The sequence below is a fragment of the Tenacibaculum sp. 190524A02b genome (genome assembly GCF_964036645.1).
Classification (GTDB): domain Bacteria; phylum Bacteroidota; class Bacteroidia; order Flavobacteriales; family Flavobacteriaceae; genus Polaribacter; species Polaribacter vairaonense.
Genome location: NZ_OZ038525.1, coordinates 4,158,656 through 4,172,942 on the forward strand (window position 1 = coordinate 4,158,656; position 14,287 = coordinate 4,172,942).

General features: G+C 31.2%; 14 protein-coding genes and 1 riboswitch. Of the genes, 5 read left to right on the forward strand and 9 right to left on the reverse strand.

Going from position 1 to position 14,287, the window contains the following annotated elements; translation table 11 throughout:
* The first annotated feature begins 81 nt into the window (after positions 1-81).
* Positions 82-1,515, forward strand: coding sequence for a hypothetical protein (locus ABNT65_RS16740; protein ID WP_348746389.1), 1,434 nt, complete (start codon positions 82-84; stop codon positions 1,513-1,515).
* 91 nt (positions 1,516-1,606) lie between these two features.
* Here the strand turns inward: ABNT65_RS16740 and ABNT65_RS16745 are convergent, their stop codons facing one another.
* Positions 1,607-2,581 carry a M43 family zinc metalloprotease gene (locus tag ABNT65_RS16745; protein ID WP_348738603.1) on the reverse strand — a complete coding sequence of 325 codons (975 nt, stop codon included), beginning with the start codon at positions 2,579-2,581 and terminating at the stop codon, positions 1,607-1,609.
* A 172-nt stretch (positions 2,582-2,753) separates the two neighbouring features.
* The gene (locus ABNT65_RS16750; protein ID WP_348738602.1) at positions 2,754-3,791 is read right to left on the reverse strand and encodes a zinc metalloprotease; all 1,038 of its coding nucleotides are present in this window, start codon (positions 3,789-3,791) and stop codon (positions 2,754-2,756) included.
* A 395-nt stretch (positions 3,792-4,186) separates the two neighbouring features.
* Between ABNT65_RS16750 and ABNT65_RS16755 the strand changes: the two genes are divergently transcribed.
* The gene (locus ABNT65_RS16755) at positions 4,187-4,891 is read left to right on the forward strand and encodes a Bax inhibitor-1 family protein (RefSeq protein WP_348746390.1); all 705 of its coding nucleotides are present in this window, start codon (positions 4,187-4,189) and stop codon (positions 4,889-4,891) included.
* Between the two features lie 75 nt (positions 4,892-4,966).
* Here the strand turns inward: ABNT65_RS16755 and ABNT65_RS16760 are convergent, their stop codons facing one another.
* On the reverse strand, positions 4,967-7,327 hold the full coding sequence (locus ABNT65_RS16760) for a TonB-dependent receptor (RefSeq protein WP_348746391.1): 2,361 nt from the start codon (positions 7,325-7,327) through the stop codon (positions 4,967-4,969).
* 88 nt (positions 7,328-7,415) lie between these two features.
* A riboswitch (TPP riboswitch) is annotated at positions 7,416-7,556 on the reverse strand.
* Between the two features lie 100 nt (positions 7,557-7,656).
* On the opposite strand from ABNT65_RS16760, the gene ABNT65_RS16765 reads away from it, so the two are divergent.
* From ABNT65_RS16765 to ABNT65_RS16775, 3 genes are read left to right on the forward strand one after another with little or no spacing between them, the layout of a single operon-like run.
* Complete coding sequence (locus ABNT65_RS16765; protein WP_348705438.1) at positions 7,657-8,145, forward strand: acetyl-CoA carboxylase biotin carboxyl carrier protein subunit; 489 nt, start codon at positions 7,657-7,659, stop codon at positions 8,143-8,145.
* 1 nt (position 8,146) lies between these two features.
* Complete coding sequence (gene accC / locus ABNT65_RS16770) at positions 8,147-9,595, forward strand: acetyl-CoA carboxylase biotin carboxylase subunit (protein WP_348746392.1); 1,449 nt, start codon at positions 8,147-8,149, stop codon at positions 9,593-9,595.
* Complete coding sequence (locus tag ABNT65_RS16775; RefSeq protein ID WP_348746393.1) at positions 9,585-11,126, forward strand: acyl-CoA carboxylase subunit beta; 1,542 nt, start codon at positions 9,585-9,587, stop codon at positions 11,124-11,126. The genes accC and ABNT65_RS16775 overlap by 11 nt, the downstream gene beginning before the upstream one ends.
* 33 nt (positions 11,127-11,159) lie before the next feature.
* On the opposite strand, the gene arfB is transcribed toward ABNT65_RS16775, so the two are convergent.
* The 6 genes from arfB to ABNT65_RS16805 all read right to left on the reverse strand — a co-directional run bounded on the left by arfB (position 11,160) and on the right by ABNT65_RS16805 (position 14,261).
* Complete coding sequence (gene arfB / locus ABNT65_RS16780; RefSeq protein WP_348738598.1) at positions 11,160-11,561, reverse strand: alternative ribosome rescue aminoacyl-tRNA hydrolase ArfB; 402 nt, start codon at positions 11,559-11,561, stop codon at positions 11,160-11,162.
* Positions 11,562-11,563: 2 nt separating this feature from the next.
* Positions 11,564-12,217: an ATP-binding protein gene (locus ABNT65_RS16785; RefSeq protein ID WP_348746394.1), complete on the reverse strand. Its 654-nt coding sequence runs from the start codon at positions 12,215-12,217 to the stop codon at positions 11,564-11,566.
* Complete coding sequence (gene pnuC / locus ABNT65_RS16790) at positions 12,181-12,810, reverse strand: nicotinamide riboside transporter PnuC (RefSeq protein ID WP_348705448.1); 630 nt, start codon at positions 12,808-12,810, stop codon at positions 12,181-12,183. The genes ABNT65_RS16785 and pnuC overlap by 37 nt, the downstream gene beginning before the upstream one ends.
* A complete protein-coding gene (locus ABNT65_RS16795) occupies positions 12,794-13,054 on the reverse strand; it encodes a thiamine-binding protein (protein WP_348705450.1) in 261 nt (86 codons plus the stop codon). The genes pnuC and ABNT65_RS16795 overlap by 17 nt, the downstream gene beginning before the upstream one ends.
* Before the next feature lie 235 nt (positions 13,055-13,289).
* The gene (locus ABNT65_RS16800; RefSeq protein ID WP_348746395.1) at positions 13,290-13,733 is read right to left on the reverse strand and encodes a hypothetical protein; all 444 of its coding nucleotides are present in this window, start codon (positions 13,731-13,733) and stop codon (positions 13,290-13,292) included.
* 63 nt (positions 13,734-13,796) lie between these two features.
* Complete coding sequence (locus ABNT65_RS16805) at positions 13,797-14,261, reverse strand: hypothetical protein (protein WP_348746396.1); 465 nt, start codon at positions 14,259-14,261, stop codon at positions 13,797-13,799.
* Between the last annotated feature and the right edge of the window lie 26 nt (positions 14,262-14,287).

Sequence of the window (14,287 nt, forward strand, 5' to 3'; positions counted from 1 at the left end):
AAGAGCTATGATATTATCCTTTACAAAAATAATGCTAGCCACTTTTCAATTTATTTAAAAGAAAACAAAATGATACAAAATATGAAAACAAAAATTTTAGTAATTGCTTTTTTATTAGCAAATTTTCTTGTGGTAGGGCAAGAAAATTATTTTGATTGGAATAAAAGCCTTGGGTCATTTCAAAATGGTTTAGAAAATCAAGTGGCTTATATTAACTTTGGAGATGCAAAGTTGTGGGGGTATGTAGAAGTTACTATTACAGGAGGTTACGGGCATAGGCTTACTAGTGGAAAGTATACGAAACGTTTTCAGATAGCTAAAAACCCAGTTAGTCAAGGAGGTTATTTTTCTCACTCTTCGGAAGTACCAACTAATTTTGGTCATATTGGAGCTGAATGGAAAATAGGAGAAATGGAATTTGTTGATAATAACTTAAGAGTACCTATTTACCACCTTTTAAAAACAGGGAATACTCCTCGTGTTTTAGTAGAGGGATTAAGTGTAGTTGCATATGATACAAATAATATAACTATTACTAGTGCCGCAACAGTTCCAAATAATGAAACTAGAGATCATGTAACTATTAGTAATTTGCTTCATGTTGATTTAAACTCAAAGTCAATTGGTGTAAATACTACTAGACCTGGGGCAAAATTTGATGTCAATGGAAGTTTAAGAGCTGGAGATGGTAATTGGGGAGCATTAATTGTAAATGGAAAGGATAAAAATGACTGGCTATTTAACGCGCATAATGACGGTAAAAGTTTTTATATAAGAACTCATAGTGATACGGATGTGGTAAATAGTAAGTATATAATGTCTATGAATCGTATAACTGGTAATGTGGGAATTGGGATTACTTATGCGGATGCTCGTTTATCTGTTTCTACAGATAAAGATTTAATAGCCCGTTTTCAAAATGGAGATGCTTCTGATAAAACAAGAGGAATTCGATTAAACTCAAAAAACACTCAAGGAGCAGTTAAATATTTTGATATTGCTATTGATGCAGAAGATGAAAAAGTAGGTTTAGGTATTGGAACATCAAGCGGAAATTTACCCATAGGAAAAACAGATTTAGCACATGCACAGTTAGTTATTGATAGAAAAGATGGAGGTAGCGTAGGTATTGGTACAACAGATACAAAAGGGTTTAAACTAGGAGTAGATGGAAGAGTAGCCGCAACAGAAGTTAAAATAGCAAAGTATGAAAATTGGCCAGATTATGTTTTTAAAAACACTTATGAATTGCCAACATTAAGTGAGGTAGAAAACCATATTAAAACCAAAGGGCATTTACAAAATATACCAAGTGCTAAAGAAGTTGAAAAAGAAGGTTTCTTTTTAGGTAATATGGATGCTAAATTATTAGAAAAAATAGAAGAGTTAACCTTATATACTATTCAACAAGAAAAAGAAATAAAACAATTAAAAGAGTTAAAAGAAGAAAATAAAAACTTAAAAGAAAGATTAGATAAATTAGAAAAAATGGTAAATCAGTTTTTAAATAAATAAGAAGACAAGAATTTATAAATGAAAAACCAGCAGTTATATAACCGCTGGTTTTTACTTTTAAAAAATAATCTATAATAACCTAGTTTAGTTTCTAGTCAGCCATAGTTGCTCTAAAACCACCAGGAGCAAAAACAGCATCCATTCTAGCTTTTTGACCATTCGTAAACATGTACATACAATTATCATCAGAATAATCCATGAAGTTCATAGTCATGTTATTACTACCACATTCTACAGTAGGGTATGAAGGACATCCTCTACTAGGTTCGTCGGCATCAGGAGTATCAGCTACAAAATCGCTAGCACCACATCCACCGTCACCCCAAATGTGACGTAAGTTTAACCAGTGTCCTACTTCATGAGTAGCGGTTCTTTGGTTACGACCAACAAATCTGTGCCCTAAAACAATACCATCAGTAGACCAACTTCCTCCTGGAAATTGAGCATATCCTAAGATTTGTCCTCTTCTATATGGCATTGAATTAACAATCCAAAAATTTAAGAATTCTTGTGGATTTACAACATCACTTCCACCTTTAGAAGTAAATTTCATATCGTCATTAGGTTTCCAACTTCTTTTTTTAGTGTTTTGAACTCTAATGACATCTTCTATTACAAAATCAATAGCAACATTGGCTTCTACACCTGAAAACTCAGCAGGCAAAGCACCTCTATTGGGATTTTGTAAATTAAAGTCTTCATTCATGGCCGTTATTTGATCTTGTAATACAGAAAGAGGTAAGTTTTCACTAGCCTGTCTATATATTACATGATAAACTACAGGGATTTGAATTTTTCCGTTAACCAATCTTTGGGCAATTTCTCCTTTTTTAACTTTCGCAAGATAATTTTTGGTGAAATTTTCAACAGCTTCCATTTTTCCTTTTAAAGATTTGTCGTTAGCCATTTTTGCATCCAATACATCCATAGTAAAGCATTGCTTTTCAGCTTTTGCTAAAGGGTTTTCAGGAAGTTCATTGTTAAGGTCGTTTGGGTTTTGTTCATTGTTTTGACATCCAATGAATACACTAGCTACTAATGCTAATGATAATACAATTCGTTTCATTGTAAAAAAATTAAAGTTAAGTGATTAATTAATTGCCAGTAGGCTTTATAAACGCTAAACTTTGATAAATTCCACCGAAGGTTATAATAGAATTTATAAAGAAGGGTTTAAGTTGTTATTGAAATGAAGAGTGTTTAGAGGTTAAACTAAACACTCTTATTTAATGTTTAGTTTATATCATAGAAGATCTTGCTCCACCTGCAGCAAAGATAGCTCTCATTCTGTTACGCTGACCATCAGTAAACATGTACATACAAGCATCATTAGTATAATCCATGTAATTCATAGTCATATCAGTAGTTTTACAGTTGGTTGTAGGGTAAGAAGGGCATCCATAGTTTGGAGCATCTGAGCTAGGAGTGTCAGCAACAAAGTCATCCTGACGGCATCTCCCATCTCCCCAAATATGACGTAAATTTAAGTAATGTCCTACTTCATGTGTCATAGTACGTCCCTTATTAAAAGGAGCTTCAACATAACCAGTGTTACCAAAATACTGAGGGGCACAAACAACACCATCAGTAGTAAGTGTTCCACCTGGAAATTGAGCGTATCCTAATATTCCTCCACCAATATTAGCTACCCAGATATTTAAATGTGTTTCCGGAGTAATCGGTGGATAAGCCTTTTTAACATCATCTCTTGTTCCCCATTCAGCTCTTGAATCTGAATACCTATAAGTACCAGCTAAAGTAAATTCAATTTCAGCATCGGTTACATCATTTTCAAAAGTAGTGCCAGAAGGTAAGTTTAAGTCGTTATTGTTAGCTCTGAAATCGTCATTTAGAACTTTAATTTGTGAAGCTATTTGTGTGTTACTTATGTTTTGCTGTGAATTACTATAAACCACATGTACGTATATAGGAATATTAATTATACCCAAACCATCTGCAATAGGAGTAATATCTACATCACCACTGCCACCATTACCACCTGGTTTGCCTTTTTTAGCTAATGTTTTTCTAGTAGCGTATTCTACATCATACATTTTTTTATACAGCCCAGGGTTCTCTTTTAACTGTCGGTTTAATACTAACATTGAATGACATTTGTTAGAAGCTCCTCGGTGTTGTAGTTCTTCAGTTTCTACATAAAAATTGCTCATGTCAATTTCTTGTTCTTGTACTAACACAGCATCATTTTTTGATTCTTCATTACATCCCACTAAAATAGCAGCGACAGCTACTATTGCTAAAATCGATTTTTTCATGTTTAAAATTAAAGTTTAATAAATTCCCCTTAAAAACCTAATTAATACTTTAAAAGTTAAAGTATGTTAATGTATTGTGTATAATGTAAAAATATTAGGTTTTTTTTAATGATATGTAATATATAACTTTTTATTAATGATAAAAACATTTTTTTTTAACATTGGTTGTGTCTAAAGAGCCCTTTAAAAATCACTAGCGAGCAACTTTTTATCTAAGATTTTATTTTATTGTTAGTTTACTTGATGAGGTTGTAAAACGTCAAGTTTGTGTTATGTTAGTTAAAAAAATGAACAAAAATTATATTTTTTGTTAAAAAATAAACAATAATAATTTGTTGGTGTTTTTGAGTCTTTTAATTATTAGATATATTTGCTCAAAAATTAAAAAACGTATTATGGAAAATTCATTCAACAACAGCAGAGTTTTAGTATCACAAGTTTCAGAAGCAGAAAGAGTAGCTTTCTATAAGAAAACGTATGCACATGTTGCTGGTGGTGTATTCTTATTTATTTTATTTGAATACCTATTTTTACAAAGTGCAACAATTGTAGAGTTTGCCTTGTCTATGACCCAAGGTTACAAATGGTTATTATTATTGGGTGGTTTTATGTTAGTGACAAATTATGCAGAAAGTACAGCATTAAAAACTACAGATAAGAATTTACAATACTTAGCGTATTCTGGATACATCTTTGCCCAAGCCTTTATTTTTATACCACTTATTTACATTGCTATAAGTTATACGAATAGCTTTGAGGTATTACAGCAAGCAGGAATTGTAACTTTAGGGTTATTTGCAGGTATTTCTTCAATTGTATTTATTACTAAAAAAGATTTCTCTTTTATGAGAGCAGGTTTGTCGGTAGGATTTTTTATTGCAATAGCATTACTTATTGCTGGAACTTTGTTTGGTTTTAACCTTGGTTTATGGTTTTCAGTAGGAATGTGTGTATTAGCAGGAGGTTCTATTTTGTATCAAACTTCTAATTTAGTTCATAATTACTCAACAGATGATTATATTCCAGCAGCATTAGGTTTATTTGCTTCATTAATGCTTTTATTTTGGTATGTATTGCAAATATTTATGTCTAGAGACTAAAAAACAAAATATTAATAAACATAAAAAATGCAACGGTGAAAGCCGTTGCATTTTTTATTGGTATGAACTTTATGATTAAAATTTTAAAGTAGCACCAATTAAAAAGTTAGTTCCTGCTTGTGGGTAATAATATGGAGTAGTTCCCCACATATAACCATTAGAACTATATTCTTCATCAAAAATATTATTAACTAAACCAGATAATACAATACTTTTTAATATCGTTTTAGGTTTTATAGTATAGTTAACACTTAAATCATTTACAAAGTAACCTTCTAACTTAGAATCTTTAAACTCATTGTTGCTCATAAATTGATCACTAACATATTTAGATAATAAAGATATGTTTAGGTTTTCTATAGGAGTAATGTTAATAGCATTACCTGCAATAAATTCTGGAGAAAAAGATAAGTCAGTATTTCCTAAATCAGTAACAACAGTTCCATCAGTTTCTTTAAAACTAACATTTTTATTACGACTAATAGTGAAATTTGGTGTAATGCTTAAATAATCTGTAAATTTCAATAAAGCATCAACTTCAACTCCTAATCTAAAACTTTCACCAATATTGGCTCTTACAAAAGCCCCAGTATTATCTATTTCGCCAGTTAATGCTAACTGATCTTGATATAACATATAATAAACATTAGTGTTTATTTTAAAATTAGAGGTGTTAAAGCGCCATCCTAATTCAAAATCATCTAATTTTTCTGGTTTTGGGTTTCCATTTTCGTAATCATTTCTATTAGGTTCTCTTTGTGCTCTAGCATATGAAAAATAAAAATTATTGGCATCATTTAATTGATAGTTAATACCTCCTTTTGGATTAAAGAAATTAAAAGTATCATTTACCAATTGTGGTTGTATTTCATTAGCTTCATAAGTTACATTTCTATTTTGTAAGTCTACAAATAACTCTAAAGCATCACTCAATTTATAATTTGCTTTTATAAATAAGTTAAAATCTTCTTTATTACCATAGTTGTCATAATAACGACTTCTTATTTCACTATTAGAAGCATAACGAGCCCAAATCACCTCTCCAAAATGATCTCCCTTATATTGATTCCAAGCTCCTCCTAAAAGAATATCCCAATGGTCATCTTTATAATTCATATTATAAGTAATTCCATAAAAGTCATTGCGTAACCATCTTCTTCTTATTAAATCAGTAGTGTTAACCTCTTGTCCACCAATATTGATTGGAGTTAAATTATAATCAGCAAAACTTTCATTTTGTTTGTATTGCTCAAAAAAACCTCTCCCAAAAGTGTAATGTAAAGCAATATTAGAAGAAATATGCTCAGTATATTTCTGATTCCAGTGCAATTGTGCATGATCTTGCTTGTAATTATCAACTTCGTTATCATAATAACCAGTAACATCCCAATTACTATCATATAAAGCTCCAGCTGAATTAAAAGTTCTATCTTTTTCTAAAGTAGCTTTATCAATTCCATTCCATGATTGATAGGTAATTTCGTGACCACCAAAAACAAGTCCCTTAATTAAAGTATTATCACTTACATAACTCCCTTGTAAGAAATATGATTTTAAATTAGAAGAAGCTCTGTCAATGTACCCATCAGATTTAATTCTTGAAATACGTCCAGTAAACTTAACATGGTTGTTTAATTTACCAGTACCAGCTTTAGCCGTATATTTTTGAGTACCAAATGAACCAAAAGAAGTAGCTATTTCTCCAAAAGCTTCATCAGAATCTACATCTGTTAATACATTTAAACTAGCACCAAAAGCCCCAGCACCATTGGTAGAAGTACCTACACCTCTTTGTAATTGGATACTTTGAGTTGAAGAGGAGAAATCAGGCATGTTTACCCAAAAAGTTCCTTGACTTTCACTATCGTTATAAGGAATACCATTAATAGTTACATTTACTCTTGTAGCATCAGAACCTCTTACTCTAATGCCCGTATAACCAACTCCTGCACCAGCATCTGAAGTGGTAACAACAGAAGGTAAGTAATTCATTAAAATAGGAATGTCTTGACCTAAGTTACGTTTTGCTATTTCTTTTTTTGATAAGTTAGAGTGTGCAATTGGAGCATTGGCTTTTACTCTTACAGCAGAAACTAAAACCTCTTCCAATAAATTATCTTCAGAATTTAATTCAAAAGTTACATTTTGATTACTTGTAATCGTAATTTCTTTTTCTAAGGTATTAAACCCTACATAGGAAATTGTAATTAAATGTTTTCCTTTTGGAAGACTCAACTTATACCCACCTTCAAAGTCTGTAATAGTTCCCTTTCTTAAAGCTTTAACTGCAATGGTAGCTCCTTCTAGCCCTTGTTGTTTCTTATCAACAACTTTTCCTGACAACGTAAAATTTTGTGCGTTTATAATAGACGACACAAATAATACCATTAAAAAAGCTACTGTCTTCACTTTTTTAATAACAAAAATCGGTTTCATTTTTTATTAAATAAAATCGAACAAAAAGAGGTGATTATTCTAATTTGATTATTTATAACACATACCAAAATCATTACTTGGTTTTCTTAGTAATGACAATCAAAATCCCTAAACAGCATTACCTGTTCTAGGTTCAATGGGTATGATCTCAGCCATCATTGAGTAGTAAAAGTTTATAAGTTTTTAAATAAACTATTATCACTGTTTTACGGCACCCCTTTATGAGAATGTCGCAAAGGTAAAACTGTTTTTTGAATTATTAATGGTAAAAAAGTACCAAAAGTTGATATTTTATTTGATATTTTAGTAGGCACAATCATACAATATATATGAGTAAATCTTTTAAAACTACCGTTAATTCTTTATATCAATTTGATATTGAACAAACAGACTTAGAGGACTTAGATATTAGTAAAAAGTCTAAAAATCAATATCATTTAATTAATGAAAATCGAAATTATAAAACCCAAATTCTAGAAAGTAACTTTAATCAAAAACAATACACTGTTGAAGTAAATGGGAATGTTTACAATGTGAAAATTGCAGATTCGCTTGATTTGTTGATTAGTGAATTGGGTATGGAAGCCTCTTCTAATAAAAAAGAGAATACTATTAAAGCACCTATGCCAGGGCTTATTGTTTCTATTAACGTTGACTTAAATCAAGAAGTGAAAGAAGGAGATGGAGTATTGGTTTTAGAAGCCATGAAAATGGAAAATACACTAGTTGCACCACAAGATGGAGTTGTAAAATCCATTTCTGTAAATTCTGGAGATAAAGTTGAAAAAAATGAAATTTTAATTGAAATAGAAGCATAATATGAAGAAAATATTAGTTGCCAATAGAGGAGAAATTGCTTTGCGGGTAATGCGTACTGCAAAAAAAATGGGAATTAAAACTGTAGCTGTATTTTCTGAAGCAGACAGAAATTCACCGCATGTTTCTTTTGCAGATGAAGCGGTTTGTATAGGGGCAGCTCCTTCTAATGAATCGTATTTATTAGGTGAAAAAATTATAACTGTAGCCAAAGAATTACAGGTAGATGGCATACACCCAGGGTATGGGTTTTTAAGTGAAAATGCTGCTTTTTCAGAAGCTGTAGCCAGTAATGGAATTACTTTTATAGGGCCAAAGTCTAAGGCTATAGAAGTTATGGGGAGTAAGTTAGCAGCCAAAGAAGCGGTAAAAGCTTATGATATTCCTATGGTTCCAGGCATAGAAGAAGCAGTTACAGATGTAGCATATGCTGCTAAAATAGCAGATGAAATTGGGTATCCTATTTTAATTAAAGCTTCTGCTGGAGGCGGAGGAAAAGGAATGCGTGTAGTAGAAAAGGCAGAAGATATAAAAGAACAAATGGAGCGAGCTATTTCAGAAGCCACTTCTGCTTTTGGTGATGGTTCTGTATTTATAGAAAAATATGTAGGCTCTCCACGTCATATAGAAATTCAAGTATTGGCAGATGGCCATGGAAATATTGTACATTTATTTGAAAGAGAGTGTTCAGTTCAAAGACGTCATCAAAAAGTAGTAGAAGAAGCACCTTCTAGTGTGTTAACACCTGAAATTCGTGAAAAGATGGGGGAGGCTGCTGTAAAAGTAGCAAAAGCTTGTGATTATTTGGGTGCAGGAACTGTAGAGTTTTTATTAGATGAAAATAAAAATTTTTACTTTTTGGAAATGAATACGCGTTTACAGGTTGAGCACCCAGTTACAGAATTGATTACTGGGGTAGATTTAGTAGAGGAGCAAATAAAAATAGCTAGAGGTGAGGTTTTGTCTTTTTCGCAAGAAGATTTAACTATTAAGGGTCATGCATTAGAACTTCGTGTTTATGCAGAAGATCCTTTAGATGGTTTTACGCCAAGTATAGGAACTTTGGAAACGTATAAAATTCCAAATGGAGAAAATATTAGAGTAGATGATGGTTTTGAAGAAGGGATGGAAATTCCCATTTATTATGACCCAATGATTTCTAAGTTGATTACTTATGGAGATACAAGAGAAGAAGCCATTCAACTTATGAAAAAAGCAATTGATAATTATAAAATTAAAGGAATTGCTACCACATTACCATTTGGGAAATTTGTTTGTGAGCATGAAGCCTTTATTTCTGGTAATTTTGATACACATTTTGTAAAAAAGTATTATTCAAAAGAAAGTTTAGAGACTACCTATAAAGCAGAAGCTTCAGTTGCTGCAAAAATTGCTTTGCAACACTATTTAAATGAACAACAACTTTTAAAAGTACCTACTCGTGAAATCTAAAATAGAACAATTACAACATAAATTAACCGAAGCCAAATTAGGTGGAGGAGAAAAGCGTATTAACAGTCAGCATAAAAAAGGAAAGTTAACAGCTCGTGAACGTATCGATTATTTTTTAGATGAAGGTTCTTTTGAAGAAATAGGCATCTTAGTTACGCATCGTACTACCGATTTTGGTATGGAAAATCAAAAGTTTTATGGAGATGGTGTAGTAACAGGTTATGGTACTGTTAATGGTAGACTAGTTTACGTTTTTGCGCAAGATTTTACAGTTTTTGGAGGCTCTTTATCAGAAACACATGCTGAGAAAATTTGCAAAATTATGGACTTAGCAGTGAAAGTAGGAGCGCCATTAATTGGTTTGAACGATTCTGGCGGTGCAAGAATCCAAGAAGGCGTTCGATCATTAGGTGGTTATGCTGATATTTTTTACAGAAATGTGCAAGCCTCTGGAGTGATTCCTCAAATTTCAGCTATTATGGGACCTTGTGCTGGTGGAGCAGTGTATTCTCCTGCCATGACGGATTTTACAATCATGGTTGAAAATTCAAGTTATATGTTTGTTACTGGGCCTAACGTAGTAAAAACAGTAACAAATGAAGAAGTAACTTCTGAAGAATTAGGAGGTGCAAGTGCACATTCAACTAAATCGGGAGTAACGCATTTAACAGCAGCTAATGATGTACAATGTTTGGAAGATATTAAAACATTATTGAGTTATATGCCGCAAAATAATCAAGAAGTAACGCAAAAACTGCCCTATACGTTGGCGGATGAATATAGACAAGAGTTAGCAACTATTATTCCTGATAGTGCTAATAAACCTTATGATATGCGTGCAGTGATTAATGGTATTGCCGATACGGATTCTTTTTTTGAAATTCATAAAGACTATGCGGAAAATATTGTGGTTGGTTTTGCTAGGTTAGGAGGCAGAAGTATTGGAATTGTGGCTAATCAACCTATGAGTTTAGCAGGATGTTTAGATGTAAATAGTTCCAAAAAAGCCGCTCGTTTTACACGTTTTTGTGATTGCTTCAATATTCCTTTATTGGTATTAGTAGATGTACCAGGGTTTTTACCAGGAACGGATCAAGAATGGAATGCTATTATTACCAATGGAGCAAAATTATTATATGCGCTTAGTGAAGCTACAGTACCTAGAGTTAGTGTAATTACACGTAAAGCTTATGGAGGAGCTTATGATGTAATGAACTCTAAACATATTGGTTCTGATATGAATTTTGCATGGCCATCTGCAGAGATTGCAGTAATGGGAGCTAAAGGAGCTAGTGAAATTATCTTTAAAAAAGAAATAGCGGAAGCAGCAAATAAAGAAGCGAAGCTATTAGAGAAGGAAGCAGAGTATGCGGATTTATTTGCAAATCCTTACACAGCAGCTGAACGTGGATTTGTAGATGAGGTTATTTTACCAGAAGAAACCCGTAGAAAATTAATAAAAGCTTTTGCCATGTTAGAAGGCAAGAAAGTGGATAGACCTAAAAGAAAGCATGGGAATATTCCTTTGTAGTTAGAAGGTTATACAACTAACAATAAAGTACTATCAGAATTTAAGTTTTTGTCTATTAGACTTTTTTTCTGATAGTATCTTTTTTTGATCTAATCTTTTTTGAATGGCTGACTTTTTAGGTTTTGTTAGTTTTCTCTTTTTTCTTTTCTTTAAACTTTCCTTTATTAGTGCTACAAATTTTTGAATAGCAATTTCCTTATTTCGGTATTGTGATCTACTTTCTTGACAAGTTATGATTAAGTTACCTTCTATCGTTAATTTACGAGTCAAATTTTTAAGGAGCAATTCTTTTTCTGTTTCAGAAAGTACTTGTGATTTTTGTACGTTAAAAACCAACTCAATTTTAGTAGATACTTTATTTACATGTTGTCCACCAGCTCCTGAGCTTCTAACAGCTTTAAAAGAAAGTTCGTTAATTAATTGCTTAATATTCATTACTAGAAAGAGAAATGGGTTATATCTCCTTGTTGATGCATAAAATGCATATCAAAATCATTTAAAGTATCAGAAAAAGAATATAAGTTTTCTTTAGTAGCTAATAAATCATCAATAATACTTACAGCCTTTTGTAACCGGGTTTCTTTATCTCCTTTTAATAAAACATATGGCCTGTTGTATTTTTTCAAGGCATTTTCAAAAGCCATAAACATTTCTAATCGTTGCTCGGGTCTATCTCTTAAATCATCTTCTTCCCAAGGTGTATCAATATAGGTCAAAAAATAAATATCATAGGTGTTATTTACTGCCGCTTTATCTAATATTGGATCCACAAATCCACCGTAATATTCTTCAGAATACACTTTAGTTTCCAGTAAATCGGTATCGCAAATTAGAATTTTATCTGCCTTTTTAGCTAAACTATTTTCTAATTGTATTTGACCTTCAGCAATAGGCAATATGTCTGATTGTTCACATACTTTACGCTCATTATTCCATTTGTCTTGCAAATAATCTCTGGCAAACTCAGGTGCCCAAACGGTATTGTAATGACGTGCTAATTGCCTTGATAAAGTGGTTTTTCCAGTGCTTTCTGGACCAAATAAAACTACTTTAATTAAGTTAATTGGTTGTTGTTTAAGTTTTTTTTCCATGCTAAATATCCTAAAATTGCAATAACCGTAAATAATAAATATTGAAAGCTAGTAAAGGTAAATCCTTTATATAAATATAAGGGAACTGAAATAATATCGCCAATTATCCAATATATCCAATTTTCAATTTTTCTTCTAGCCATTAACCACATTCCTACAAAGAAAATGGCAGTAGTAACCGTATCTATATAAGCTGTCCAGTTATTCCATTTGTCAAAACTTACATATACTAAATACACAAACACTAAAGTTCCTACAAAAATAATTAAACTAATTTTTTTCTCTTTAGTGGTAGTTCTTGAAATTGGAGTTACCCGCTCATCATCTACTTTACGAGTCCATATATACCAACCATACACACTCATAGCAAAATAGTAGGCATTAATCATCATATCTCCTAACAACTCCCATTTTAAAAGTAAGTATACAAAAATAGCGGTACTAATCATTCCTGTAGGAAATACCCAGATGTTATTCTTTTTAGAACACCAAACTGATAAAAAACCAAAAAAAACGGCAATAATTTCTAGCCAAATATCTATAGGATTATAAGTAGCGTATTGCCCAAAAAGGAAATCAAAAATTTGGTTCATAATTACTCCTGTCAGATTTAACAATTTTCATTAATAAAATACCATTGTCTATTAATTCAAACGAGTTTTTTAACTCAGAAGTAACTAACTGCATTACTTCATCATACTCGCCATATACCTGCGTACTTAACGGATTTTCTAAAATAGTTAAACCAGAAGCCCTCAATTTTTTAATAAAGTTAATTATTGGTTCTTCAAATTCATTTTGAAGTGGGGTTAATGTTAATTCTACTGAAATTTTCATGTATTTCTAAAAAATGTGAATAGCAAAGATAAATTTAATCAGCTAATACTTGTATTTTTAAATCTGTACAAGAAAAAATATTTTTTATTTTTTCATTGTACAAAAGTGTACAATTATTTTTAAAACTTTTTTTTTCGTTGTACACATCTGTACAATCAAATATTTTTTTTCAAAAAAGATTGTACAAAAATAACATGGGTATTCTTTAGTGATGAATTGTGTGTTTGAAAAACCTTTATATATTTTTGTTGATTATTCTTTGTAGTTCTTTTTCACTGATCTTTTTCATGTTTAATTTTAATTCTGAGTTATTGTGAGATTCATGTAGTTCAATTTTGTCGTAGTATGTTTGGTCTTTTGAGCTTCCAAAAATTATAATATTCGTTCTGTTGCTTACAGGAATATCTTCAAAGAGTAAGTCATTTTTAAGTCTTGAAAAAGTAACGAAGGATTTTAAACTATCATATTTTATATACATCCCAAAACCTGAGAATTTATTGAGTTTATCTTTTAATGAAAAATTAATTCGAGGTAAATCCTTTACAAAACGATCAATATTAATCCAACTCCATGAGTTGTTATTTAAAACAAAATAATCTCTAACTTTTTTCCTAATGGTATTTTTAACTAAGACTCTTTTTTTGAATGAAGGTAATGAGTCTTCTAAAATTCTATGCATTATACTAATTCCTCCTCCTACGTCTTCTAGAGCTTCTACATAGTTTTGATTGGTAATTTCCCATTAGATATTGCCTATTGAATCGGTTTCTGAAAGAAAAATATCATTATCTTTTAATTTTCCTTTAGGCGGATAAACAATAATGTTAGTATCTTTTTTAAGTTTCAGTTTTTTTCCGTTGGAAGTAAATACAACTTTTAAAACACCAGAAGTTTCAAGCAGTTCATTATCGGTAGTTACCGTTTGAATGTTTCTGTATAGAATTTCTTTAAAATCGTATAACTCGATTAATTCTAGTTGTACTTTTTGATTTTCCTTTAGTTCAAAAAAATCTCTAGAGTAGAATATTTTTGTGCCATGTTTGCCAATAACTTCTTTATACTCTATGGTGTCTAAATTAAAAAGTTGAGGTTTTTCGGTTATAAAATTCGCTAAGTAGTTTTTAGGAATGAAAGGTTCTTGGTTTTCTTTTTTACAGTTGCTAAAACTTAAAGAAAAAGCAAGTACTAAAAAGTAGTGTAGTTTCATAGTAATTGATAAGTGTTAAATTAAAG